This window comes from bacterium (assembly GCA_023230585.1).
Classification (GTDB): Bacteria; Ratteibacteria; UBA8468; order B48-G9; family JAFGKM01; genus JALNXB01.
The window spans coordinates 1-22,763 of record JALNXB010000005.1 but is presented as its reverse complement, the minus strand read 5'-3'; the positions used below and the strand labels follow the sequence as shown (position 1 = coordinate 22,763).

Sequence of the window (22,763 nt, the reverse complement as noted above, 5' to 3'; positions counted from 1 at the left end):
AATGGAACAACTCAAACCTTATTCTGCAAGTATGTAGGCAAACATAAGAGGCGCTACAATAGTTGCATCGCTTTCTATTACAAAACTGGGGGTATCAATACTGATTTTTTCCCAGGTTATCTTCTCATTAGGGATGGCACCACTATAAGACCCATAAGAGGTTGTGCTGTCTGAAATTTGACAAAAATAGTCCCATAGTCTACATGAAGTATCTTCAAGGTCAAGCCTTATTAAAGGGACCACACATATAGGAAAATCTCCAGATATCCCGCCCCCAATCTGATAAAACCCCATTTTATGATTTGCTGAAACTTTTTTGTACCAATCTATTAAAAAAGTCATAGTTTCAAGACCAGATTTTACAGTAGATATGTTTTTAATAGCGCCCTTTGTTACAAAAGCCACAAAGGTATTACCTAAAGTGGAATCTTCCCAACCTGGAACAAATATAGGTAAGTTTTTTTCACACGCAGCAATAACCCAAGAGTTTTTTGGATCAATCTGGTAGTCATTTTTTAACACACCGCTTTCAATGATTTGATAAATAAATTCATAAGGGAAGTACCTTTTATTCTCTTTCTCTGCTTTTAAAAAGAATTTTAAGATATGCTGTTCAATACATCTCATAGCTTCGTCTTCTGGTATACAAGTATCAGTTACCCTGCTAAGTTTTCTATTTAAAAGTTCAACTTCATCTTGTGGTGTTAAATTTCTATAATGAGGTATCCTTTCGTAATGATTATGAGCAATAAGATTAAAGATATCTTCTTCAAGATTGGCGCCTGTACAGGTTATTGAGTGCACCTTATCCTTCCTAATCATCTCAGACAATGTAATACCTAATTCAGCAGTACTCATAGCTCCAGCTAAGGTTATCATCATCTTTCCATCATTATTTAAATGTTCCACATACGCCTCTGAAGCATCAGCAAGAACAGCCGAGTTAAAATGTTTAAAATTGTTTTTGATAAACTCTTTTATAGGTATAAAGTTTTTTTTCATATTTCACCTCCTGTGTATTACCTGCTTCTGTCAAATTCGTTATTGTATTTTTGTAAAACTTATAACTCAATTTACATTTAGGTAGAGAAGCAAGGTGTTTTTGCGTGGTTTTTATAACAACAAAAGTGCTTAAGTAAAGATTATTTTGGGTAACTTAACACTTTAGCCAATGTAGTACAAAGAGGGCGGTTTATCCAAGCGACTTGATAACTGGTTTCTGATTCTTGACTTTAGGTTTGCAGAAAAATTTTGGTAATTCTTGTTTATTATTCTCATTAAATTATAATAATTCTATTAAGATTTTTTGTCAAATTATTAGTTTTTATAAAAGCATTGTTTTGAGGTGAACTAAAGGGGAGTAGGCCGCACAGGACTCGAACCTGTCGCGCCCGCCTTAAAAGGGCGGTGCTCTACCGGATGAGCTAGCGGCCCAAAATATGTATGCTATAAATTATAATGGTTTTTAAAAAAATGTCAACCTTAACAAAAAAAATCGGGGCGCTCGGATTTGAACCGAGGACTTCATGGTCCCAAACCATGCGCGCTAAACCGGACTGCGCCACGCCCCGTATAATATATATACTTAATTTAAATGGAGCAAGATTAACAAAATAATATTCTACACTTAATATTTATTTTCGTCAACAAAAGAGAATAATTATTTTGTCTAACATTATAAATCTCTTTTTTATTTAAACATTATTTGACATTAAGACTACGAGAAAGTAAAATTTTAAAAAATAATGAAGAAGGTTATTAGCAGGTCAACAAAAAGGTTCATTAAATAAAATGTTTCTACTCAAAAAAAAGGTCTACTATCACCACACAGACACAGTTGGAGTGGTTTATTATGGAAGGTATCTTGAGTTTCTTGAAGACGCAAGAACCGAGTTTTTTTATTCTAAAAACATAGATGTTGGATTACACTCAGAAGAAGGTACACAGTTTGTGATTATCTCTGTGGAGATAAAATATAAAAGACCAGCAAGATACCTTGACGAGATAGACATATCAGCAGAGGTAGAAAATTTTACCGCTTCCACTATCCATTTCAAACAAAAAGTCTTTAAAGGGGAAACACTTCTTGTTGAAGCAGATGTTGTCCTTGCCTGTGTCGGTAAAGATTTTAAACCCAAACGGCTTCCACTATCCGTTAAAGAAAACCTCCGTTAGGTTAAATTTATTTGTTTTCGTATAATGATAAATTGTTAAGTAAGATTTTAAAGGGGTTAATGATTAAAAAATATTTTTTAATTCTTTTTGCCGGGCTATTGTTCTTTAAACCAAACCTTCTTTATTCTTCTACCCTAAAAAATGAAACTTTTAAAACTGCTATCTGGGCTTGGGAGAGAACAGAAAACCTCCTTTTTTTAGAAGGGTCTGACGTTGAGATAAACTTTTATGCTGGTATTACATTATATAAAAACGGGATAACCTCTTTCACTCCCAGAAGAAACCCTCTTATTGTTCCAGATGATGTTTATCTTATTGCTGTTTTTAGAATAGAAAACAGGCAAAGTTTTATACCTACTTCTAACCAACTTGAAGAGACGGTAAAAAACATTCTTAATGTATGTAACAATAAAAGAATCTCTGGTTGTCAGATAGATTTTGATGCTAAAGTTTCAGAACAGGTTTTTTATAAACAACTTCTTACTTCTTTAAAGAAAAATCTTCCTTATTATAAAATTTTAACAATGACAGCACTTGCCTCTTGGAGTTATGAGGGCAGTTGGCTTGACAGTTTACCAGTAAAATATGCCACTCCAATGTTTTTTAGGATGGGAGTTGACGATTTTTCTATTAGAAATATGTTGGTGGGAGAATCTTTTATGGGTTCAAAGGTTACTAAAGAATTTGTTGGTATATCCACAGATGAACCTTTGCCGCCTGCTAAATATCTTAGAAATAGAAAATTTTGTATTTTTAACTCAAAACCCTGGACAGAAGAAAATTTTAAAGAAATTATTTCAAAAGTTGAAAACCATATAAACGGAGATAAATAATGAGAAGAAATAGTTTTCTTATCAAGAGAACAATCTTTTTTTTACTTTTTCTACACACTTCCTTAACTTTGCAAGCGTGCGGTCCTTACTTCCCTACGTTTGTTAGTAACACTGAGGGAATATTTGAAGTGCATAAACCACACTATTATAAATCTGATTTTTCAGGCACCTCACCAGGTATTTTATCTCCAAATTGGCAAATCTCTTCTTTATACCAAGCATACAAAGGTCTAACTACTGGTAATATAGAGATACCAAAACCTGAGGTTTATAGTTTCTGGTCAAATGAAAAGCCTTTATCTAACTCTGAACCTCTTTCACCTGAAGCGGAATGGCGTGAAGCAAGGAAAAAAATCACAACAAAAGATGTTCGTATAGACAAATGGCATCAAGGTGCATTTTTTGATTATTTTTATAATATTGGTGATGACGCTTTTTATACAGCCACAAAAACATTAAATCAACGTATAAAAATCTATAGTAAAGAAGAAATAGAAATATGGCTTGATGGTCAGGACGCTGTTTTTGGAGATGGTCGTTTAGAACCATTTGAAAAAACCTTAGATATGAACATTAAAAACCCTCTCTTAAAACAAGATAGAGAGTATCAGAGAGCAGCGGCATGCTTTTACTCTGGAAAATATGAGGAGGCAGAAAAACGTTTTAGAGAAATTTCTAAAAATCAACAACATCCCTGGAGAGATTATTCTGCCCTCGCCGTTGGTAGAACTCTTTTGAGGCGAGCTCATTTTGAAGGAGATTTGGTATTGAAAAATATTAAAGATAGGAGAACATCTATCAATAAATCAAATAAAGTTAAACAAAAGTGGATGAAGAAAGCAAATCGGCAGTTTGAAAATATTTTGAGAGATAAAACACTTAAATCTGTGCATCCTTCAGCAAAAAACCTTATTGGGTATGTAAATTTTAGAATTGCACCCTATGAAAGAATGCTTGATACTGAAAAAGAACTACTTTCTGCACTCTCTTATTCAGAAAATTTAAGGTTAAATATATATGACTTTACACAACTGTATAACCGTTTTAAAAAAAATGATACCAATTTTATAATGAGAAGAGGGGGAGATTTTTCCAGATGGTTGTTATCTTTTCAAACTGAGTATGAAGAAAAGACAGGACACTCAGCGTCTGTTTATCTTAGAGAAAAATCTTTACCTTGGCTTATTGTTGCTTTGAAACACCTACGTCCTTACGATACCAGCAAAACAGAAATTATTCAGTCTGCCTATCGTATTAAAGAAGATTCTCCAGCATATTTTAGTGTAATGTATTACCTTCTTTTATATAAGGTAAAATATGAAAAGAATAGAGAAGAAATTAAAAATGAACTTGAAAGTTTATTAAAAGGTTTAAACGATAAAAAAGATTGGGCTTTATGGGATTCTTTTATGGACTTGAGAGCTCAGGTATCTTCAAATATGGAAGACGCTTTAAATCATTCTTTAAGAAAAACACACCTTGTTTATTATGAGGAATCATGCTACTCAATTGCCCCTGGACAAGAAGTTGTGCTTGATAATAAAGTAAAAGATTTCTTTAATATATATTTACCTTTAAATAGATGGGTAGAGGTCTCATTAAACGACAACCTTTTTACTCCAAATATAAGAGAACAGATACGTTTTGCTACTTTTTTAAGAAGTGTACTCCTTGATGATATTTCCGCAACTGAAAAGGTTGCTCTAAAACTATCTGAAACAGATATAAGATTAAAAAAGGATTTAAACAGGTTTTTAAAAAGTAGGAATTTGGAAGAGAAGAAGTTTGAGGCAGTATTTTTTATTTTAAAATACCTTAGAATAAACACACATCTGGATTCTTACACAGACGAGATAATAATTGAAAAAATTAAGATGAATGAAATGGATAATTTTCGTAGGCATTGGTGGGGAAAACCTATTTTGGGAGTAGGTGGAGGTTTCCGTAAGTTGAATGAATCCAAGTACGGGTTCCCTAAAATTAAATATATGCTCGATTTTTTATCTGAAACAGATATAAAAAAGGCAAAAGAAGAGAATAAACTAATCTTATCTCTAATAGCGCCAAACTACCTATCTAATGCGGTAATAGAGTATGCTAAAAAAAATCCCAATAACAAAAGGGTTCCTGAATCTTTACACCTTGCGGTTAGGTCAACAAGATACCCAAGGTCGAAGAATTTAAAAACTGGGGATTATTCCCGTGAAGCGTTCCAATTGTTACATAAAAGATATCCTAATAGCAGTTGGGCTAAAAAGACTCCTTATTGGTACAAATAAAGTGATAAAAAAGTAAGAGGTGTCTACTCACTCCCCATTTTTGCCCTCTACCCTTGGGGGAGAGGGATTAAGGGTGAGGGGGTCTTTACGTCTTTGCCCCATTCCGTCTTTTGTATTTTGTCTTGCGAGGTTTATCCACCGAAGCCAACCTACTCTAAAATACAAGCTTCGGCAGGTATGCCTTGGCATAGGTGGAGGGGGAGTTGTCTTTGCAGAGGCTTGCAACTAAGAGAAAACGAAGGTCTGACCTTCGGAAGGAATTGAAAATGAACACACAAATAATAGTTGTTGCGCATAGAGGGTTTTCAAGTATATACCCAGAAAATACTATGCTTGCATTTGATAAGGCGGTTCAACTCAAAGTTGATTTTATTGAGTTGGATGTTAGAGAAACAAAAGATGGTGAGATAGTTGTTATGCACGATGCAACCCTTGATAGAACGACCAATGGTAAAGGCAAGGTATCAGATGTGACCCGTGAAGATCTAAGTTTAATTGATGCGGGTAGCTGGAAAGGATTCCAGAACGTTAAGGTTGCTTTTCTTGACGAAGTTTTGGAAAGAATGAAAGATAGAGTTAAAATTTTAATAGAAATAAAAGAAGCTTCTCCTACAAAAGTAGGTCGTTTAATTGAAAAATCAGGTATGCTACAGAATGTTATTGTAGGCTCATTTAATTTAGATTATATTAAAGAAATAAGAAAGGTTTTTCCTTCTATCTCAACAACCCTTATCTCTTCAAGGTTCCCTGAAACACCTGATGTTTTACTTGAGAACGGAATCCCTATATTAGATGTAAACTACAAAAGTTGGAACTATGAAATAGCCAAAGAATTTTTTTCAAGAGGAGTTACGCTTGCTCTTTGGACAGTTGACGACATAAAAAAAATGAAAGAATTAATAGATAACGGTATCAACCTTATTACCACAAATATGCCTAACATTCTTTTAGACGTTATTAAAAAAATTTAAATTGACTTTATCTTTTTTTTAATTTATTATATATCATTATGGAAATACTTATATTTATACTTGGTCTTATTTTTGGAAGTTTTGCTAATGTTGTTATTTTAAGATTACCAAAAGGGAAATCTCTTATAAACCCTGGTTCATCTTGTGTTAAATGTGGTAAGAGCATAAAATTTTATGACAACATCCCACTTTTGAGTTTTCTTATATTAAAAGGAAAATGTAGATTTTGTGGTGAAAAAATTTCTGCAAGATATTTTTTGGTTGAACTTCTAAGTGGTATACTATTTCTTCTTATATTTAACAAGTTTGGTTTAAGTCCCGCCTTTTTTATTTACACACTTTTTGTTTACTCTCTTTTAATAGTAGGGTTTATTGATATAGACACGTTTCTTATTTCGGATGTTTTTGTTCTACCGTTGGTTGTTTTAGGACCTATCTTATCTTTTCTTTTCCCAAGTATGCATACCGGCCTTTCAAATATCCAAAGTTTGCTATATTCTGTTTTCGGTATCTTATTAGGTGGTGGACTTCTTATTTTTTTAAGTTTGTTTGGAAAGTTTCTTTTTAAAAAAGAAGCAATGGGAGGTGGAGACGTAAAACTTCTTGCTATGATAGGGGCTTTTCTGGGTTGGAAAAGCGTCTTTTTAACACTCTTTTTTGCTTCTCTTTTAGGGACAATTATAAGTCTTTTTCTTATAGTAACAAAAAAGAAGACGGTCGAAGATTATGTGCCTTTTGGACCCTATCTTGGTATAGGGGCTATTATTTCACTCTTCTACAAAGGTTTAACCTTTATGGGATTTCTTATTAATTAAGACTTCTCAGCAAATATAAGTAGAACTTTCCGTTTTTGAAAAACTTCTTACACAAACACAATGAATCTAAATCTTAAAACTCCTTTTTCACAACTCAATTCAGTAGGTCCAAAAAGAGAAAAAGACCTCGGAAAATTAAATATTAAAATAGCAGAAGACCTACTATTTTTTTACCCTCGTAGATATCTTGACCTACGCAATTTTAAAAAAATCTCCGCACTTATTCCTTACGAGATGGCTTCAATAAAAGGGAAGGTTTTAGGAAGAGAAGAAAGAAGGGTAAGAGGTAGAGTTAGTTATCTTAAAGTTATAATTTCTGACAATACAGGTTTTATTCCAGTAATGTTTTTTAACCAACCGTACCTAAAAGATGTTTTTCAGGTAGGTAAAGAATTTTTTTTACACGGTAAGGTAGGTGTTTATAAAGGTGTTGCTCAGATGAGCAACCCTCTCTATGAAGAGGAACAGCCTGGTAGAAGAGATTGGCTTTTGCCTTTGTATTCTTTATCAGGAGGGCTAACCCAAAAGTATATGAGAAAACTGGTAAAACTTGTTTTAAGTACACTCGACGATGAAATTGTTGAGATGTTTTCATTAAAAGAAAGACAAGAACTTGGACTTACAAGTATAAGGTTTGCTTTACAAAACATACATTTTCCTTTATCTGATATGAACCTTGAAAAAGCAAGAAGTTACCTTATTTTTAGAGAGTTTTTTATACTACAACTTAACCTACTTATAAATAAAAAAGCTGAACAGGCTTTACCTGCTGGTTCTTTTACTGTCATAGAAAAGAAATCAATCAAAAAATTTGAATCTCTACTACCTTTTAAATTAACCAAATCTCAAAAGATAGTTATGGAAGAGATTGTTTCTGATATTAACCAAGGTAAATCAATAAGACGATTGATACACGGAGAAGTAGGTTCAGGGAAGACTGTGGTGGCAATCTTTGCTTTATGGCTTTTTGCTAAACAGGGGTACCAATCGGCTTTCTTGGCTCCAACAGAAATACTTGCTGAACAACATTATCTTAATTGGCAAGATTTCTTTATGAAGGAAAACTTATCTGTTGCAATTCTGTTAGGGCAGATGTCAGAAAAAGAGAAGAGAAATGTTAGAGACCAACTTAACAATGGTGAAATTAATGTTGTTATAGGAACCCATTCAATTATTACCGAAAAACTCTCTTTTAAAAACCTTAAGATGGTAGTGGTGGATGAACAACACAAGTTTGGCGTAGAGCAACGAGAAGTTCTTAAACAGAAAGGCGATAACCCTCACTATATTGTTATGAGCGCTACCCCTATACCAAGAAGTGTTGCTATGACTTTTTACGGAGCTCTTGATATTTCCACTATAGGAGAACTTCCTAAAGGTGAAAGGAAAGTTGCAACCTACCTGTTCCAGAAAGATGAGAAAGAAAAAATATATCAGTTTCTTGAGTACCAGTCTTCAGAAGGCAAGCAGGGTTATGTGGTTACTCCGGCTATTGATACAAAAGAAGATATTGAGTCGGCAGTTAAAGAATACGAGAGAATAAAAAGAAGGTTACCATCTACTTCTATTTCACTAATACACGGAAAAATCCCATATCAGGAAAAAGAAGAGATAATGAAAAATTTTAGGGCAGGAAAAACATCTATCCTTGTTTCTACAACGGTTATTGAGTCGGGTATAGATGTGCCTGAAGCTTCATATATAATTATCGAACAGGCAGAAAGGTTTGGGCTTGCTCAACTTCATCAACTTAGAGGTAGAGTTGGAAGGAGTGGAGATACTGGGTATTGTATGCTTATTTCATATACTCAACAAGACGAAATAATGGAAAGGTTAGAAAACTTTGCTACTTCTCAGAGCGGGTTTGAAATAGCAGAAATAGACCTCAAAATAAGAGGGCAGGGCGACCTAATGGGAACAAGGCAACACGGTATCCCACCTTTAAAAATTGGCAACATAGTCAGAGACCTTGAGGTATTAAAAATCGCAAGATTAAAAGCAGAAGAACTATTTGAAACTATGCCAGAAGAAGAGATTATGAAAAAATTTTTGATAAGGAGCATAAATGAAGGATAAGATAGGTATTCTTATACCAGCACATAACGAAGAGAAGAATATTGGGGCGTTGGTATCAAAACTTAAGAAAGAATATTCAAATGTTATAGTTGTAGATGATGGGTCAACAGATAATACAAATATTTATGCAAAAGAGGGTGGGGCGTTAGTGTTGAGTCATCCTGTATGCAAAGGTAAAGGTGAGGCTTTAAAAACAGGGTTTAGATATATTCTTGAAAAAGGTATACCTGCAGTTATTACCCTTGATGGAGATGGTCAACACCCAATTGAAGATATACCGGGATTTTTAAGGGCATACAAAAGAAATCAAAGGGCAAGTATATGGGTAGGGAAACGAAAAATTAAAGGCACAAAAATGCCTCTTATAAGACGGTTAACAAATATAAGTATGTCTGTTTTAATCTCTGGGGTTGCTTGCCAATGGATACCAGACACTCAGAGCGGGTTTAGGTTGATAAAAAAAGAGGTTCTATCTTCAATAAAACTTAACACCTCACATTTTGAGACAGAATCAGAGATTCTTATAAAAGCTTCCTGGAAAGGTTTTGGGATATCTTCGGTATTAATTTCAACCATTTATGATGATGAAAAAAGTAAAATAAGACCCCTTACTGATACCAAAAGATTTTTTATAATGCTTGCTTCAATACTTTTTCCGCCGATACGTAAAATAAAAAAATAAAACGGTGGTATTCACCTTCCTATACCTAAAACTTGACAAAATTTAATGTAAAAAGGTAGAATAGAATTAGAGTTAAGTTTAAAAATTTGAGTGAGTCTCTACTTTTTTTGACCTCTGTGCATCTGTACTAATATATTAAATATAACTCTGTTTGAGTAATACCAACAGAGATTATACAGGCAGGTTTATTGAAAAAAATAAGGAGGTGATATAAGTATGAGAGAAAAACAAAAAAGAGGGTTTACTCTTATAGAATTGCTTGTTGTTATTGCTATTATAGGGATTTTAGCTTCTATGTTGTTACCAGCCCTCGACAGAGCAAGGGCAAGAGCACGGATGACAGCTTGTATGAATAACTTGAGGCAATTAGGTCTTGCTTTAAATATGTACGCTCAAGATTGGGGCGGCTGGTTCCCTTACTATAATTTTGATGATACATACTGGGCTTCTGCATCAGGTTATGGACATTTTTCATCAAAAACCAACTGTTCTCTTGGACTTCTTGTAGGTATGCCTAACCCCGAAGAACCATCTCTTGAAACCCCAAAATATGTATCAGATTATCGGCTCTTTATCTGCCCAGGAAATAAGAGCGGGTGGAAACCATCAACAAACCCTAAAGGCGCTCTATATAGGGATGTTTCGACTCGTTTAAGTGCAGACAAAACCCCAGAGGGGTGCTCACTAACCTATATGTATGCAGCTGGTCTAAGCGTGCAAACACACCCAGAAACTGTTATTATGGTGGATGCACCAGCAGCAGATTTTGGTTCTGGGTATGGCTGGCGTCTGTACGAGAGGAATGAGAACCACGGTTGTGATGGGTTAAATGTTCTTTATGTTGATGGTAGAGCCACAACAATATCTACTGCCGCTTTACCAAAAAGAAATCCTGGAATAGCCCAATGGTTAGCTATCAACAGATCACAATTTTATTTTTCTCCTTATCAAGGCGAAAGTTTAGTGGATAATAGCCCAACACGTTTGATGATGCCTTCTCCTAAATGGTGGGATTAAAAAACAAGTGAGGTGATATTTAATGAAAAGAAAAAAAGGTTTTACTCTAATAGAGTTGCTTGTGGTTATTGCTATAATAGCAATTTTGGCAGGGATGTTGTTACCTGCTTTGAGTAAAGCAAGGGCAAGAGCTAAAGCAGCAACCTGTGTTAGCAACTTAAAACAGGTCGGTTTAGGTATCCTTATGTATGCAGAGGATTGGGATGGATGGGCTAACACTCGTATAAATACTGGACACCCAAAAGAAGGCAAAACATACGGGAATTATACAGGATATATAGACCCAAAGGTTATATGTTGCCCTTCAGCAAAACCTTATGAATATACAAGAAGCCCGGCTGACAGTTATTATGGGTGGAGAAGCGGTTATCTTTATGGTGGGAATACTAATACTTATTTTAATGCGTCAAGTGGATGGTTTCGTCCTTCTGCAATAGACTATAAAAGAAGTGATTTATGGATTTTTGCTGATTCTTTTACAATACCAATACCTGGTGGCTGGGCGAATTCTTTGCCTGGTGGTTCTTATTATCTATGCCAACGTATGAACACACAGCAAGGGACTATGACTGCGCCGAGTGCTTATGGAACTGCACATTTTCGGCATAACGGTTTAATAAACCTTCTTTTTATGGATGGACATGTGGAAACCGCAACAGAAAATAGATTCCAAGAAGCAACTATGACTCACACAGGGGAAGTTGCTAATTACCGCTTTTGGTGGATACTTTTGCAAGATCAAACACAAAAAAAACTTTCCTGGGGAGACTAAGGATTTTTTGTAATCTTTGGCATAATGGACAAACAAACAAGTAGGTATCAGGACCATATAGGTCTTTGGGAAAATGAGTTACGGGAATGGGTACCTGAAAAGATTTTTGATGCTCATACTCATATTGGCCCTGTAGGTATTATGAAAAAAATCAGTCCAGAGAGAGCAGAGAAACCTTTGTGCTTTTTTACATCATTTACTATCGAAGAACTTTTGTTTGCATATAAAAACTTGTATAACGGTAAAAAGATTTTGAATATTTGTGCTTTCGGATTCCCTCTTATGGAAGTAGATATAGATGCAGCAAACCGATATGTTGGGGACCTTCTGGCAGTTAACAATAATATATATGGGTTTCTACTTACAGACCCGTTTAACATAGATAAGACTGTTGACCAGTTTTATTATATGAAAGATTCGGGTATTCTGTTTAGCGGTATAAAGCCGTACTTTGATTTTTTGGGTAAACCCAATATCCAGACAAGAACTGAAGAGTTTGTACCTACTTCTTTGTTGGAATTTATGAATAAAGAAAAACTTGTATTGATGCTACATACATCTGGTGAAGGTATGTGCGAAGAGACCAACCAAAAATTTATAAAAAATCTTACCAAAAACTTTCCACAAATAAAAGTTATACTTGCTCATATGGGTAGGTATGTTTACCCTGAACAATTTTTCAAGTTTATGGATTCAGGTATTTCTGAACTTGAACAAGTTTTTTTCGATGTTTCATGTGCGGCAGTACATAGTGTGTACGCAAAAGCATTTGCAGATAAAATGATGAGAAAGAAACTTCTTTTTGCGTCGGATTTCCCTTTTGGGTTGATTACCGGGATTGATAAAGAATGGACCTTTATTACTCGGGACGACTATATCTGGTCAGATCCTGCAATACAGGCACAATTTGCTCAAGAAAGGAGTATGCTTACCTATAATACCTACCACGTTATAAAAGCCATTAAAGATAATATAGAGTCCCTCAGTTTAAGTAAAGAAGAAACTTTGCAGTTGAAAGAAGATATATTTTTTGAAAATGCCCTAAGAGTTTTTGACTCCAAAAAATAATTGATTTATTTTGTCTAATTAAACATTTTAATAATTATTACTGTAACAAACCTAAAATTAGTAATTTTATAATTATGAAAGTATTTTTAATAAAATATGGATTTTTTAAAACTTAGAAAAGAGATGGTAGATTCTCAACTTATACCTCGAGGTATAAGAGATAAAAATGTTCTAAACGCTTTCTTAAGAGTACCTCGCGAACTGTTTGTCCCAAAAGATTTAAGACATTTTGCTTATAATGATTCGCCTGTTCTTATAGGAGAAGGTCAGACAATAAGCCAACCCTATATTGTTGCTCTTATGACTCAGGCATTAAACATTTCTAAGAATGATAAAATTCTTGAGATTGGAACTGGAAGCGGTTACCAATCAGCTATACTTGCAGAGATGGGGTGCGTTCTATATTCAATTGAAAAACGTTCTGAACTTGCCCAAAGAGCAGAAAAGGTTTTGAAACAACTTGGTTACAATGTAAAAATAAAAGTTGGCGATGGAACCCTCGGTTGGCAGGAGTTTAGCCCTTATGATGGAATAATAGTTACTGCCGGAGGACCTACTATGCCTAACTCTCTCTTTAACCAATTGAGAGAGGAAGGTAGAATGGTAATTCCTATCGGAGATTTACATTATCAAGAATTGACCCTTATAAAAAAAGTTAAAGGTAAAAGAGTAATAGAGGAACTTGGAGGGTGTCGATTTGTAAATCTTGAAGGAAAAGAAGGTTGGTAGTAAACATATAATGATGTTCTTTTATAGTTTCTCTTCCTACAAAAACGAAACGAGAAGTGGGGTTAATAGGAATTAGAATTTTTGACAAAATTGATAGATAGGGTAAAATAATAGCGAATCACGCCCTTGTTTTATAATATAAGCAAGGGCGAATTTTTATATAGATTTGTTTGTAAAAAGGTAAAAAAATATTAACAAAACAATAATAAGAGGAGGTGACACAGTATGAGAAATAAAAAAAATATCGGGTTTACTCTTATCGAACTACTTGTTGTTATTGCTATTATAGCTATTCTTGCTGCAATGCTCCTTCCAGCGTTGGCAAAAGCAAAAGAGAAGACAAACAGGGCTACTTGCTTGAATAATCTTAAACAGCTTGGTGTAGTTTTATATATCTATGCTCAAGATTGGGATGGATGGTTTCCTACACACGACCACGAAGTAGACAGGTCTGTAACAAATGTTTCTCTTGCACTACTTACCGGGCAGATATATCCTGAAGACTCTGAAGGGAACGATTCACCTGAACTTGACACCACACCACACCATACGTAACAAACTACAAACTATTTATATGTCCAAGCACTACACATAAACCTGATGTTAATATCCCTGGTAAACTCATCACTGCTGCTGACCCTGTAGCATCTAACTTAACTCCGACCTGTTCTTACGCTTATGCTTATGGGTTAAACATACAGACTCACCCTGACACTGCTATTATGGCAGATACTAAGGCGGCTTACAATTTTTCTCAAGTATTCTGGGAAAAGCCAGCAGGTAGCGGTTATCTTTTCACACATAAAAACCATAACCATGGGTGGGATGGCGTAAACATATTGTATGTTGGAGGTCACGCAAAATGGGTATCTACCTTGCCTCGCAGTGGTAGCGACAGCCATCTATATAGAGAAATACCTCAAGAGGCAGTCCCTAACAATACCAGAAGCACAACATCTATGACAAACCGTGATGGAAGATTAAGAACCCTTAATGATGGGTATTGATGTTGAGTATAAACAGAGTTAAAACTTCCCTGTAATATATTGGAGGGGAGTTTTCAAGTGAAAATTGTATTATTTGAAAAAATAAGCGAGGTGATAAAAATGAAAAAATCAAAAGTGCCGATCTTATGTCATTCAAAAAAATCTAAGGCACCTAATACTTTAAACCTTTTAAGGCAAGGTTTTACTTTAATAGAACTACTGGTAGTCATAGCGATTATAGCTATCCTTGCAGGTATGCTTCTGCCTGCACTCTCTAAAGCACGGGCACGGGCAAAATCTGCCGTCTGTATAAACAACCTCAAACAGGTAGGTTTGGGGCTTGCTATGTATGCTGAGGATTGGGAAAACTGGATGCATATAAAGATAAATTCTGTATGGTCAGGACCCCTTAAAGGATATATATCCCCTGATATAGTCGTTTGCCCATCAGCTTTGCCTTATCAAGCCGACTCAAATAAACCAAATGCGACTTATGCAAGACGTAGTGAACGGAATGCAGACCCCTTTAATGGTGGGTATGTTTCTGGCACATGGACTCTTTTATGGACTGCAGGATATATAAATTTAGGGCGTATTACTCAGTACCAGTCTGACGCCTGGATTATAGGAGAAGCAATTGCCGAGGAGAATTACTTTAAACCAGGTCACCCGTATTACAACCACCAAAATTTTGAAGCTGACTCTGGGTCTATTGATGCTCCTTACTCGGCGACAGGAATGACGCATTTCAGGCATTCAGGGCATCAGAACCTTCTATTTGTTGATGGACACGTTGAGTCAGTAAATACTGTCCGTTTTATTGAAGCAACAAGAAAACATCGCAAAACTGCTACACCGTTCTGGTGGGTAAAGATTGGAAATAATCCTCCAGAACTGTTGGAATGGTAACTAATTTTTAGGATATTTGTAGTGTTTTGCTTAAAAGAATATATGGCTATCTAAAACGTCGGTGGAGCCACGAAAACCATTGTTCTGGAGCTGCTTTTACATAATGCTCAACTCTCTCCATAAAGTAAGAGGTGTTTGCTATTAGGTCTTCATTTATGTTGTTGGTCTCCTTCAATGGGTAAGGTCCTTCGATGATTATCTTATGTTTACCGCTTTTCATTCTATAAGAAAAAATCCCAAGAGCAAGGCAATTATATTTTTTTGCAAAGAGAGCAGCCCCATTTGGAGCAAAGACCTTCTTCCCAAAAAATTGAGTAGGAGTTCCGTTGCTTGCGTGCTGGTCAAGGTAAAAAGAGAGGACACCTCTATTGGCTGCCATCCAATCTTGAGCTTCTGTAATGGTTTTTCTTGCGTTTTGTTTTGAAATATATGTTACCCCTGCTCCCCTTATAAGTTTATCGCAGAATTTAGCAAAAAGAGACGCCGATGGAGCTTTAATTATAACGTTTGCAGGGTAACCTTTTTTTACAAGGATATATTGAAGTAAAGGAAAGTTACCCATATGTGAGCATACCCCAACAACACCTTTACCAGTTTTTAAGGCGCTTTTTAGTATTTCTTCGCCTTCTATTTCAGCCATATCTATAATTTGTTGGGTGTTAAGTTTTGTTGTTCCAACCAACTCACAAAAAGAAAAAACTATATTAGAAAATATATCCTTACCAATCTCTTTTCTTTCTTCCAGACTAAATTTGTCACCATAAGATATCTTTAAATTATTTATGATTCTCTTTTTTGTAGAGCCCATAAAAGCAAAAGATAACACTCCAAGAAACCTACTAATTGTTTTGTAGGTAAATATTGGCATTGCCTTCAAAAAATAGAAGAATATAACAGAATTTATAAAGATAGATAAATGTAGAACCTCTTTTTTTAGTTTTTTTATTTTCATTTTCATCATATACTCACATAAGTAAACCGATTTTTTATTACCTGCCCCATTTTGTCATCTTGAACTTGTTTCAGGATCTCTAACCTAACTCACGTAACAGAAGTAGCAAAAACGAGATTCCGGATCAAGTCCGGAATGACAAGCAGGGCAATCCCTCGTATTTTTCCTTGCCTGTTAACTGCACCTCCACCTACGCCAAGGTATACCTGCCGAAGCTTCTATTTTAGCGTAGGTTGGCTTTGGTGGATAAACCTCATCCCATTAACCTCTCTGCAAACCCTTGGGGATTCCAATACCTATAAGTCTCAAGGGGAGAAGCAAAATAAGGGAGTGAGTAGACACCCCATACGCCTTTCTTTTATGTCTTTATCCTTGCCTTGTCGCCGTTTTGTGGCGTTGCGAGGAGTGTTTTATTCCATAGTTTTCATAGGAATTGCGACGTGGCAATCCTCGTTTTTATCCTATACACTATTGTTTACCCCCCATTTCCTTTTCCGCCTTCGGCGAGATTGCCACGCCAAAAAACGGCTCGCAAAGACGGAATGGGGGGCTGTTAACAAAAGGTTCAAGCCTTTTGTTCTTATACTCTGAGCCTGTTGAACCCTTCGGAGATGTCTTCTATGCAGAAGGGTAAGTTCTCAGAGTGCCCGATTGTGGCGTAGAAGGTGTATGCGCCGTAGTACCAGAGTGAGTAGACACCACATACTTTTTTATCCCTTTGGTTATAAAAACAATCTATATTATAATATATAACACGCATTTTATACAACATTCTAATAAAATATGAAAACACTTATTACTTTTCCGTTCAATTTTAAAGATAAAACTGAGTTTTTACTCAACCGCTTAAATGGAGACCCTCTTGAAACACTGTATCTGGCTCCTCATATAAGTAAGTTAGAAGATTTTAAACTTAAATATCATTATTCTAACCCTAACCAATCTTTATTACCCTCTACACATACTTTAAAAACTCTTGGGATTAAATTAATAAACGAATATTCTGATTTTAGAATTATTTCGGAAATAGAAAAATATATAATTATTCTTACTATTTTGCAAGAAAAAAGAGAGACAATCTTATCTGAACTTAATCTAACAGGGCTTTCTCTTTCAATACTTCAATTTATTAAAGATATAAAAATTTCCGGTGAATCTGGTATAGATACTAAAAAAATCAAAGACGGAATAGAAAAATATAATTGGAAATTTGAAGACAACTTAAAAATAATTCTTGAAGCTATCAATGTAATGGAGAAGTATGAAGATTATTTAGAGAAGAATAAACTTATTGATTCTGAAGATATATACCTTAAAGCGTCTGGTTTTATTAATAATATTTCATCAAAAAAACTCCTTGTGGAAGGGTTTTATGAGATACCCCCTTACCAGAAGGTTTTTATGAAATTGTTACTTCAAAAGGTTGATGAAGTAGATTTCTCTTTTTGTTACGATAAGGATAGTTCTCCCGACGTAAAAGACCTTATACTTGATAAAACGTTCTTTTTTTTAGAAGATGTTTGTAATTGGAAAAGGGAAACTCCTACTGGGAAAGAGAGGGAAAACAATATTAAGTGTTACAATTTTTCATCCCAACCAGAAGAGATTAAAGGGATAATAAAAATAATCTCAGAAAATTTTGTAACCAAAAAAATAACAAATTTGAACGATGTAATGTTGGTGTTTCCTAGTATGCTTGCTTATAGATCTGTTGTTCAGAGAGTTTTTGGCAGGTATAACCTTCCCTGTAAAATTGTTCCAGGTTATTCTTTATCACAAGATTCTGCTATTAACACTCTGCTTTCTATTTTTAGTTTTGGAGATACATATAACTGGGAAGCACTTATGGGGCTTCTTACTAGCCCCCATTTTACAAAAATTAATGAAGAAAAGGCAAAAACCTTTTCTATATATTCAAGAGAAAGGTTTGAACGAACAGGTTTTTTTAAGGAGAATTTTTTAAATTATAAAGATACCAACTTAAAAATAATAAAATCTCTAATAAAAAATACTGAATACAACAAAAAAACATCAGAAAAATGGGTTAAAGAGATTTATACAATCATAGATAAAATGGGATGGACCCCAGGGCTTCCTGAGGTAAAATATACTTTTGATATGGTTCTTGAGGCATTAAAAACTCCTATTTCTTTTACAGGCGCTGATTTTCTTTCCGTTTTAAAGAAATCTTTTGAATTGATAGAAATACAAGAAGGGCTTGGCGAGGGAGTTAAGGTTAGTGGGGTTATGGAGAGTGTTGGAATAGAAAAGAAACTATGTTTTTTGGGAGGTGCAACAGAAGAAAATTTACCACAATCTTCTTCAATTGAAGAACTTTTTATCCCAGATAACTTAAAAAAACAGTTGGGGTTTACCGACTACAATCTAAGGGTAGCTCGTGAAAGATTAGATATCCACAGGTTGAAGAAAGAAAATGATGAGATTATTTTTACTTATCCATCCAAAATTTCTGGTAAAAACCAGATGAAATCTATCTTTCTTTTTGAACAGAAAGAGTCGGTTCTTGGGGAAGACTTGTTTGTTTCTAAAGAGAAAAACCTATTTAATTTTAAGTTCTCAAGAGAAAAATTCTATGAAAAATTTGTTGTTGATGGAAAACTTAAAATAAGTGTTACTCAACTTGAATCATTCCTACAATGTCCTTTTAGGTTTTATATTGAGAAAGTAGAAGGTTTTAAAGTTTATGCTAAGCCAGAAATAGGGGAATCCCCTGATAAATGGGGACAGATTATACATAAAGTAATGCAAGAAATTTTTGAAAAATATAAAGGTTTTGATATACCTGTAGATAAGCAGGAAGAACTAAAAGAACTTTTTAAGGTAGGGCTAATAAATAAAATATCTGAGTTACAAGAAACAAATCAGATATCTGTTTTTTACAGGGACGTAATGAGTATGAGGATAGAGGAAGTAACAAATAAATTTAATGATATTGTAAGGAACCATTACGATATACAACTTGTTGGTATTGAAGAGGATATTTCTCAAGAATTAAAATCATTAATCCTTAAAGGCAAAATAGATAGAATTGAAAAAGATTATTCTGGTAATATTTCTATAATAGATATAAAAACAGGAACGTCAGCGCCTCCTTCGTATACAGAAGGGGATTTTTTCAAAAAATCCAATATCCAGCTTCCTTTATATATATGGATGTATAAAAGAAAACATAAAATAGAGCAAGAGTATATTTCTGGAAGTATTTGGAATTTTAGTTTCAAAGATGATGAAAAAAAGAAGAATGAGATTATTTATGCGTCATCAAAATTTAAATATTTAAACATTGTGGAAGACTATTTAGAAAAAATTTCAAAACAGATTTTAGAAAGAGAAGATTTTGTGGCAGAAAATCCCGAAAACTGTTTTTTCTGTAACTTTAAAGATGTGTGCCCTTATGAAAAACAATAATTTTGAGGCAATAGTAATAGAAGCCTCTGCTGGAACTGGTAAAACAAGAAGAATAACCAACGAGTTTCTAAAACTGCTTGATAATAGCAATCCTGCTGTTATGATGAAAAAGATACTTGCTATAACTTTTTCTGAAAAGGCAGCCATTGAGATGAAAAGCAGAATTTTTGAGAGGATATATAAGGATATTTACCCATCACTTGGAGAACAAGAGAAGGTTAATATAGAGAATGTTATGATGAAACTTAACATATCTACTATCCATTCTTTTTGTAGACGTCTTCTTAAAAGATTTTCTTTTTATTTGAAGCTCGACCCGTTCTTTCAAATTGCTTCCGAAGAAGAGAGTAATATGCTTTTTTATCGTTCTTTTGGAAAAGTTTTAAACCGCGAATCTGCAGAGAATATGGCAGACGGTATACTTAAAACAATGAAATTGAATGCTTTGAGAGAAAACCTTGTTTCTTTTTGGAAGAACCAGTCATATATAAATTCGGGTTATCCAACTGGTGATATGACTAAACGTATCTTAAATTTATATACATTGGTAACAAACGTTCAAAAAGAGATGAAAAAAGAACTATCTCTTTTTGATTTTAACGACCTTGAGAACGAAGCAAATAGATTGTTAAAGGATTCTTCTAAGGCCCTAAACATATTAGAAGATTTTGATGAGATGCATAACTTTATTTTTGTTGACGAGTTTCAAGATACCAATATTGTTCAATGGCAAATAATAGAGACATTATTTGAAGAATGGCTATCTGGAAGTGGAGCAAAGGCTGACACAGGAGAACCGTATGGAATCTTTCTTGTTGGTGATAAAAAACAATCTATTTATAAATTTAGAGGTGCTGAAAGCGGTATTTTTGACGTTGCTAAAAAATCTTTATCTGATTTTAAAAAAGAAGAAAAGCTTTCCAATAATTATCGTAGTTCAAAAGGTATACTTGAATTTATTAACAAATTGTTTGAAGATATCCCTCCTTGGGATGAACAGAAACTTTATCCTGGTCTTAAAATTGAACTTCCTTACAAAGTAGAAATACAGATTTTTCAAGGTGAAAACTCAAAAGAATCAGAATACGAATGGGTAACAAACAAAATTCTTAAACTTGTTGCAGACAAGAGCAAAGTGTGGAATAGAGAGAAGCAAGAATTTAGACCAATAGATTTTAAAGATATAGCCATACTTTTAAGAGGACGCTCAGGAACTAAATTTACTCTCCTTGAGCAGACCTTAAAGGGAGCAGGGTTCCCCTTTGTTTTTCTTGGAGGTATGGGGTTTTATCAGGAACCTGAAATAATCTTTTTAATATCTCTTCTTTTTGCTCTTGCAGACCCTTCTGACCATTTTTCTTTATGGATTTTATCTAATAGTGTTTCTGATGTTTCAATTCAAGATATAACAGATTGGCGGGAGATGTTAAAAAGAGAAGAATTAACTTTTGTTTTTGAAAAAATAATTAAAGAGAAAAATATTCTTAAAGATTTAAATACTCAGCAAAAGGCAAATGTTGAAAAGTTTCTGCTTATATTACAAGATTGGCAAGATTTACCTTTGTACGAAATTGCGGACTCTTTTAGAGATTTAATCTCTAATAATAAAGAATCTAAAGCAGATATTTTTTCTGTTCATCACAATGCTGTCCGTGTTTTAACAGTTCATAGTGCAAAAGGGCTTGAGTTCCCAGCTGTCTTTCTTATAAATATAGAAGACGGAAATGTTAAAATGAGAGACAATTTTATTTATGATAAAGGAGATAGTTCTTCATATCAATATGTTCTTAAAGCAGAATCTGAAGAACCTTTAAGGAATTCTTTCAGAAACTCTCTTAGAGAAGAAGAGATGAGGGTGTTATATGTTGCCTGCACAAGAGCAAGCCATTACCTTTTTATTTCTGGAAAGGATTCAGGTGGTGAGACTAAGTATTGGCTAAATACTATAAAAAAACTTCAAGACGAATATCTTGCTAAAGGTTGTGAGAAACAAGCCCCTTACATAAAAGTAGATGATATCCCTGAAGAAAAAAAAGAAACAAAATTCAACTTTTCTCACACAACCCTAACCTCTTACACAAAGGAAGCAGATATTGGTTATTATAATTATAAAAAGATAGTTCTTGGTCAGATACTACATAAACTTTTATATGATATATCTTCAGATAAAATCGATTTTACAAAATCCAATTTTGAGGAAAGGGCAAAGTTTTATTTAAAAAAGTCTGGAATGAAAGTAATATCTGATTTAATGAAAGTATTGCTTGATATATACGATAAGATTCAAGGGAATATGGAAATAAGAAAGGTGATTGAATATAATGGTTCAGACCAACGTTTTTCTGAACTACCCTTTATAGTTAAAAAGGGTGAGAAGGTTTATGAAGGATTTATTGATAGAGTTATATTTAAAGATGGTATAGTTTACCTATATGATTATAAATTGGAAGCAGGGCCTCTTTCTAATTATTTCGAACAACTTAAAATATATGAATTGGCAGTACAAAATATATTTAAAACTCAAAATGTGAAGAAGTTTATCGTCTCTCTTAAAGAAGGTAAAATTAGTAAAATTTAAGGTTTGTTTTGCCTCGCCTTCTATTATCCGTACATTTTATCGCCCAAACATCCCAATCTGCCATCCTGAACTTGTTTCAGGATCTCTCACTTAACCCACTTAACAGTAGTAGTAAAAACGAGATTCCGGATCAAGTCCGGAATGACAAGCAAGGAGCAAAGACAACTGCCCCTCTCACCCTTTTTCGCCTTCGGCGAGATTGCCACGCCAAAAAACGGCTCGCAAAGACGGAATGGGGGATGTAAAAAACGAGATTCCGGATCAAGTCCGGAATGACATATAAGGGCAATCCCTCGTATTTTTCCTTGCCTGCTAACTGCCCCTCCACCTACGCTAAACTACAAGCTTCGGTGGATAAACCTCATCCCATTAACCCGTAACTTTGCAAGTTTTAAGTAATATGCAAATTTAATTTCTCAATTATTTTTCGTGTCGGTTTTGGTATTTCCAAATCAATCCAGTGATTTGATATTTTTACTTTACGGATTTTGC

At 34.3% G+C, this 22,763-nt stretch carries 17 protein-coding genes, 2 tRNA genes and 1 pseudogene; 16 read left to right on the top strand and 4 right to left on the bottom strand.

Going from position 1 to position 22,763, the window contains the following annotated elements; genetic code table 11:
- Positions 1-18: 18 nt before the first annotated feature.
- From M0P98_02040 to M0P98_02030, 3 genes are all read right to left on the bottom strand, one after another.
- The gene (locus tag M0P98_02040) at positions 19-1,002 is read right to left on the bottom strand and encodes a deoxyhypusine synthase family protein (protein MCK9265655.1); all 984 of its coding nucleotides are present in this window, start codon (positions 1,000-1,002) and stop codon (positions 19-21) included.
- 359 nt (positions 1,003-1,361) lie between these two features.
- Positions 1,362-1,434: transfer RNA gene (locus tag M0P98_02035), tRNA-Lys, on the bottom strand.
- Positions 1,435-1,495: 61 nt separating this feature from the next.
- Positions 1,496-1,571 (bottom strand) — tRNA-Pro (locus M0P98_02030).
- Between the two features lie 220 nt (positions 1,572-1,791).
- Between M0P98_02030 and M0P98_02025 the strand changes: the two genes are divergently transcribed.
- From M0P98_02025 to M0P98_01960, 14 genes and pseudogenes are all read left to right on the top strand, one after another.
- Complete coding sequence (locus M0P98_02025) at positions 1,792-2,175, top strand: acyl-CoA thioesterase (GenBank protein MCK9265654.1); 384 nt, start codon at positions 1,792-1,794, stop codon at positions 2,173-2,175.
- Between the two features lie 59 nt (positions 2,176-2,234).
- Positions 2,235-3,008: a hypothetical protein gene (locus M0P98_02020; GenBank protein MCK9265653.1), complete on the top strand. Its 774-nt coding sequence runs from the start codon at positions 2,235-2,237 to the stop codon at positions 3,006-3,008.
- Positions 3,008-5,287, top strand: a complete 2,280-nt coding sequence (locus tag M0P98_02015) for a hypothetical protein (protein ID MCK9265652.1) — start codon at positions 3,008-3,010, stop codon at positions 5,285-5,287. The genes M0P98_02020 and M0P98_02015 overlap by 1 nt, the downstream gene beginning before the upstream one ends.
- Before the next feature lie 266 nt (positions 5,288-5,553).
- Positions 5,554-6,258, top strand: coding sequence for a hypothetical protein (locus M0P98_02010; protein ID MCK9265651.1), 705 nt, complete (start codon positions 5,554-5,556; stop codon positions 6,256-6,258).
- A gap of 38 nt (positions 6,259-6,296) precedes the next feature.
- A complete protein-coding gene (locus tag M0P98_02005) occupies positions 6,297-7,073 on the top strand; it encodes a prepilin peptidase (GenBank protein ID MCK9265650.1) in 777 nt (258 codons plus the stop codon).
- 60 nt (positions 7,074-7,133) lie between these two features.
- Entirely contained in the window at positions 7,134-9,149 is a 2,016-nt protein-coding gene (gene recG, locus M0P98_02000) for an ATP-dependent DNA helicase RecG (GenBank protein ID MCK9265649.1), read from the top strand.
- A complete protein-coding gene (locus tag M0P98_01995) occupies positions 9,139-9,831 on the top strand; it encodes a glycosyltransferase family 2 protein (protein MCK9265648.1) in 693 nt (230 codons plus the stop codon). The genes recG and M0P98_01995 overlap by 11 nt, the downstream gene beginning before the upstream one ends.
- 216 nt (positions 9,832-10,047) lie before the next feature.
- Positions 10,048-10,848 (top strand): type II secretion system GspH family protein, encoded by an 801-nt coding sequence (locus tag M0P98_01990; GenBank protein MCK9265647.1) that lies wholly within the window; start codon positions 10,048-10,050, stop codon positions 10,846-10,848.
- A gap of 22 nt (positions 10,849-10,870) precedes the next feature.
- Positions 10,871-11,620, top strand: a complete 750-nt coding sequence (locus M0P98_01985) for a prepilin-type N-terminal cleavage/methylation domain-containing protein (protein ID MCK9265646.1) — start codon at positions 10,871-10,873, stop codon at positions 11,618-11,620.
- 24 nt (positions 11,621-11,644) lie between these two features.
- On the top strand, positions 11,645-12,688 hold the full coding sequence (locus M0P98_01980) for an amidohydrolase (protein MCK9265645.1): 1,044 nt from the start codon (positions 11,645-11,647) through the stop codon (positions 12,686-12,688).
- Positions 12,689-12,784: 96 nt separating this feature from the next.
- Complete coding sequence (locus tag M0P98_01975) at positions 12,785-13,417, top strand: protein-L-isoaspartate(D-aspartate) O-methyltransferase (GenBank protein ID MCK9265644.1); 633 nt, start codon at positions 12,785-12,787, stop codon at positions 13,415-13,417.
- Between the two features lie 225 nt (positions 13,418-13,642).
- A pseudogene (locus M0P98_01970) lies at positions 13,643-13,735 on the top strand (prepilin-type N-terminal cleavage/methylation domain-containing protein).
- 404 nt (positions 13,736-14,139) lie between these two features.
- Positions 14,140-14,424 (top strand): hypothetical protein, encoded by a 285-nt coding sequence (locus M0P98_01965; protein MCK9265643.1) that lies wholly within the window; start codon positions 14,140-14,142, stop codon positions 14,422-14,424.
- A 99-nt stretch (positions 14,425-14,523) separates the two neighbouring features.
- Positions 14,524-15,312: a prepilin-type N-terminal cleavage/methylation domain-containing protein gene (locus tag M0P98_01960; protein MCK9265642.1), complete on the top strand. Its 789-nt coding sequence runs from the start codon at positions 14,524-14,526 to the stop codon at positions 15,310-15,312.
- Positions 15,313-15,358: 46 nt separating this feature from the next.
- Here the strand turns inward: M0P98_01960 and M0P98_01955 are convergent, their stop codons facing one another.
- Entirely contained in the window at positions 15,359-16,264 is a 906-nt protein-coding gene (locus tag M0P98_01955) for a lysophospholipid acyltransferase family protein (protein ID MCK9265641.1), read from the bottom strand.
- Between the two features lie 783 nt (positions 16,265-17,047).
- Here M0P98_01955 and M0P98_01950 point away from each other — a divergent pair.
- Positions 17,048-19,693, top strand: coding sequence for a PD-(D/E)XK nuclease family protein (locus M0P98_01950; GenBank protein ID MCK9265640.1), 2,646 nt, complete (start codon positions 17,048-17,050; stop codon positions 19,691-19,693).
- Positions 19,680-22,271, top strand: coding sequence for a UvrD-helicase domain-containing protein (locus M0P98_01945; protein MCK9265639.1), 2,592 nt, complete (start codon positions 19,680-19,682; stop codon positions 22,269-22,271). Before M0P98_01950 ends, M0P98_01945 begins: the two co-directional genes overlap by 14 nt.
- Positions 22,272-22,763: the final 492 nt, after the last annotated feature.

Excerpts from the sequence above, each read along its gene's own strand:
- M0P98_02010 (MCK9265651.1), top strand. The coding sequence starts at position 5,554 with ATGAACACACAAATAATAGTTGTTGCGCATAGAGGGTTTTCAAGTATA.
- M0P98_02020 (MCK9265653.1), top strand. The coding sequence starts at position 2,235 with ATGATTAAAAAATATTTTTTAATTCTTTTTGCCGGGCTATTGTTCTTT.
- M0P98_02015 (MCK9265652.1), top strand. The coding sequence starts at position 3,008 with ATGAGAAGAAATAGTTTTCTTATCAAGAGAACAATCTTTTTTTTACTT.
- M0P98_01980 (MCK9265645.1), top strand. The coding sequence starts at position 11,645 with ATGGACAAACAAACAAGTAGGTATCAGGACCATATAGGTCTTTGGGAA.
- M0P98_01995 (MCK9265648.1), top strand. The coding sequence starts at position 9,139 with ATGAAGGATAAGATAGGTATTCTTATACCAGCACATAACGAAGAGAAG.
- M0P98_01955 (MCK9265641.1), bottom strand. The coding sequence starts at position 16,264 with ATGAAAATAAAAAAACTAAAAAAAGAGGTTCTACATTTATCTATCTTT.
- M0P98_01990 (MCK9265647.1), top strand. The coding sequence starts at position 10,048 with ATGAGAGAAAAACAAAAAAGAGGGTTTACTCTTATAGAATTGCTTGTT.
- M0P98_02040 (MCK9265655.1), bottom strand. The coding sequence starts at position 1,002 with ATGAAAAAAAACTTTATACCTATAAAAGAGTTTATCAAAAACAATTTT.
- M0P98_01945 (MCK9265639.1), top strand. The coding sequence starts at position 19,680 with ATGAAAAACAATAATTTTGAGGCAATAGTAATAGAAGCCTCTGCTGGA.
- M0P98_01985 (MCK9265646.1), top strand. The coding sequence starts at position 10,871 with ATGAAAAGAAAAAAAGGTTTTACTCTAATAGAGTTGCTTGTGGTTATT.
- M0P98_02025 (MCK9265654.1), top strand. The coding sequence starts at position 1,792 with ATGTTTCTACTCAAAAAAAAGGTCTACTATCACCACACAGACACAGTT.
- M0P98_02005 (MCK9265650.1), top strand. The coding sequence starts at position 6,297 with ATGGAAATACTTATATTTATACTTGGTCTTATTTTTGGAAGTTTTGCT.
- M0P98_01960 (MCK9265642.1), top strand. The coding sequence starts at position 14,524 with ATGAAAAAATCAAAAGTGCCGATCTTATGTCATTCAAAAAAATCTAAG.
- M0P98_01975 (MCK9265644.1), top strand. The coding sequence starts at position 12,785 with ATGGATTTTTTAAAACTTAGAAAAGAGATGGTAGATTCTCAACTTATA.
- recG (MCK9265649.1), top strand. The coding sequence starts at position 7,134 with ATGAATCTAAATCTTAAAACTCCTTTTTCACAACTCAATTCAGTAGGT.
- M0P98_01950 (MCK9265640.1), top strand. The coding sequence starts at position 17,048 with ATGAAAACACTTATTACTTTTCCGTTCAATTTTAAAGATAAAACTGAG.
- M0P98_01965 (MCK9265643.1), top strand. The coding sequence starts at position 14,140 with ATGGCAGATACTAAGGCGGCTTACAATTTTTCTCAAGTATTCTGGGAA.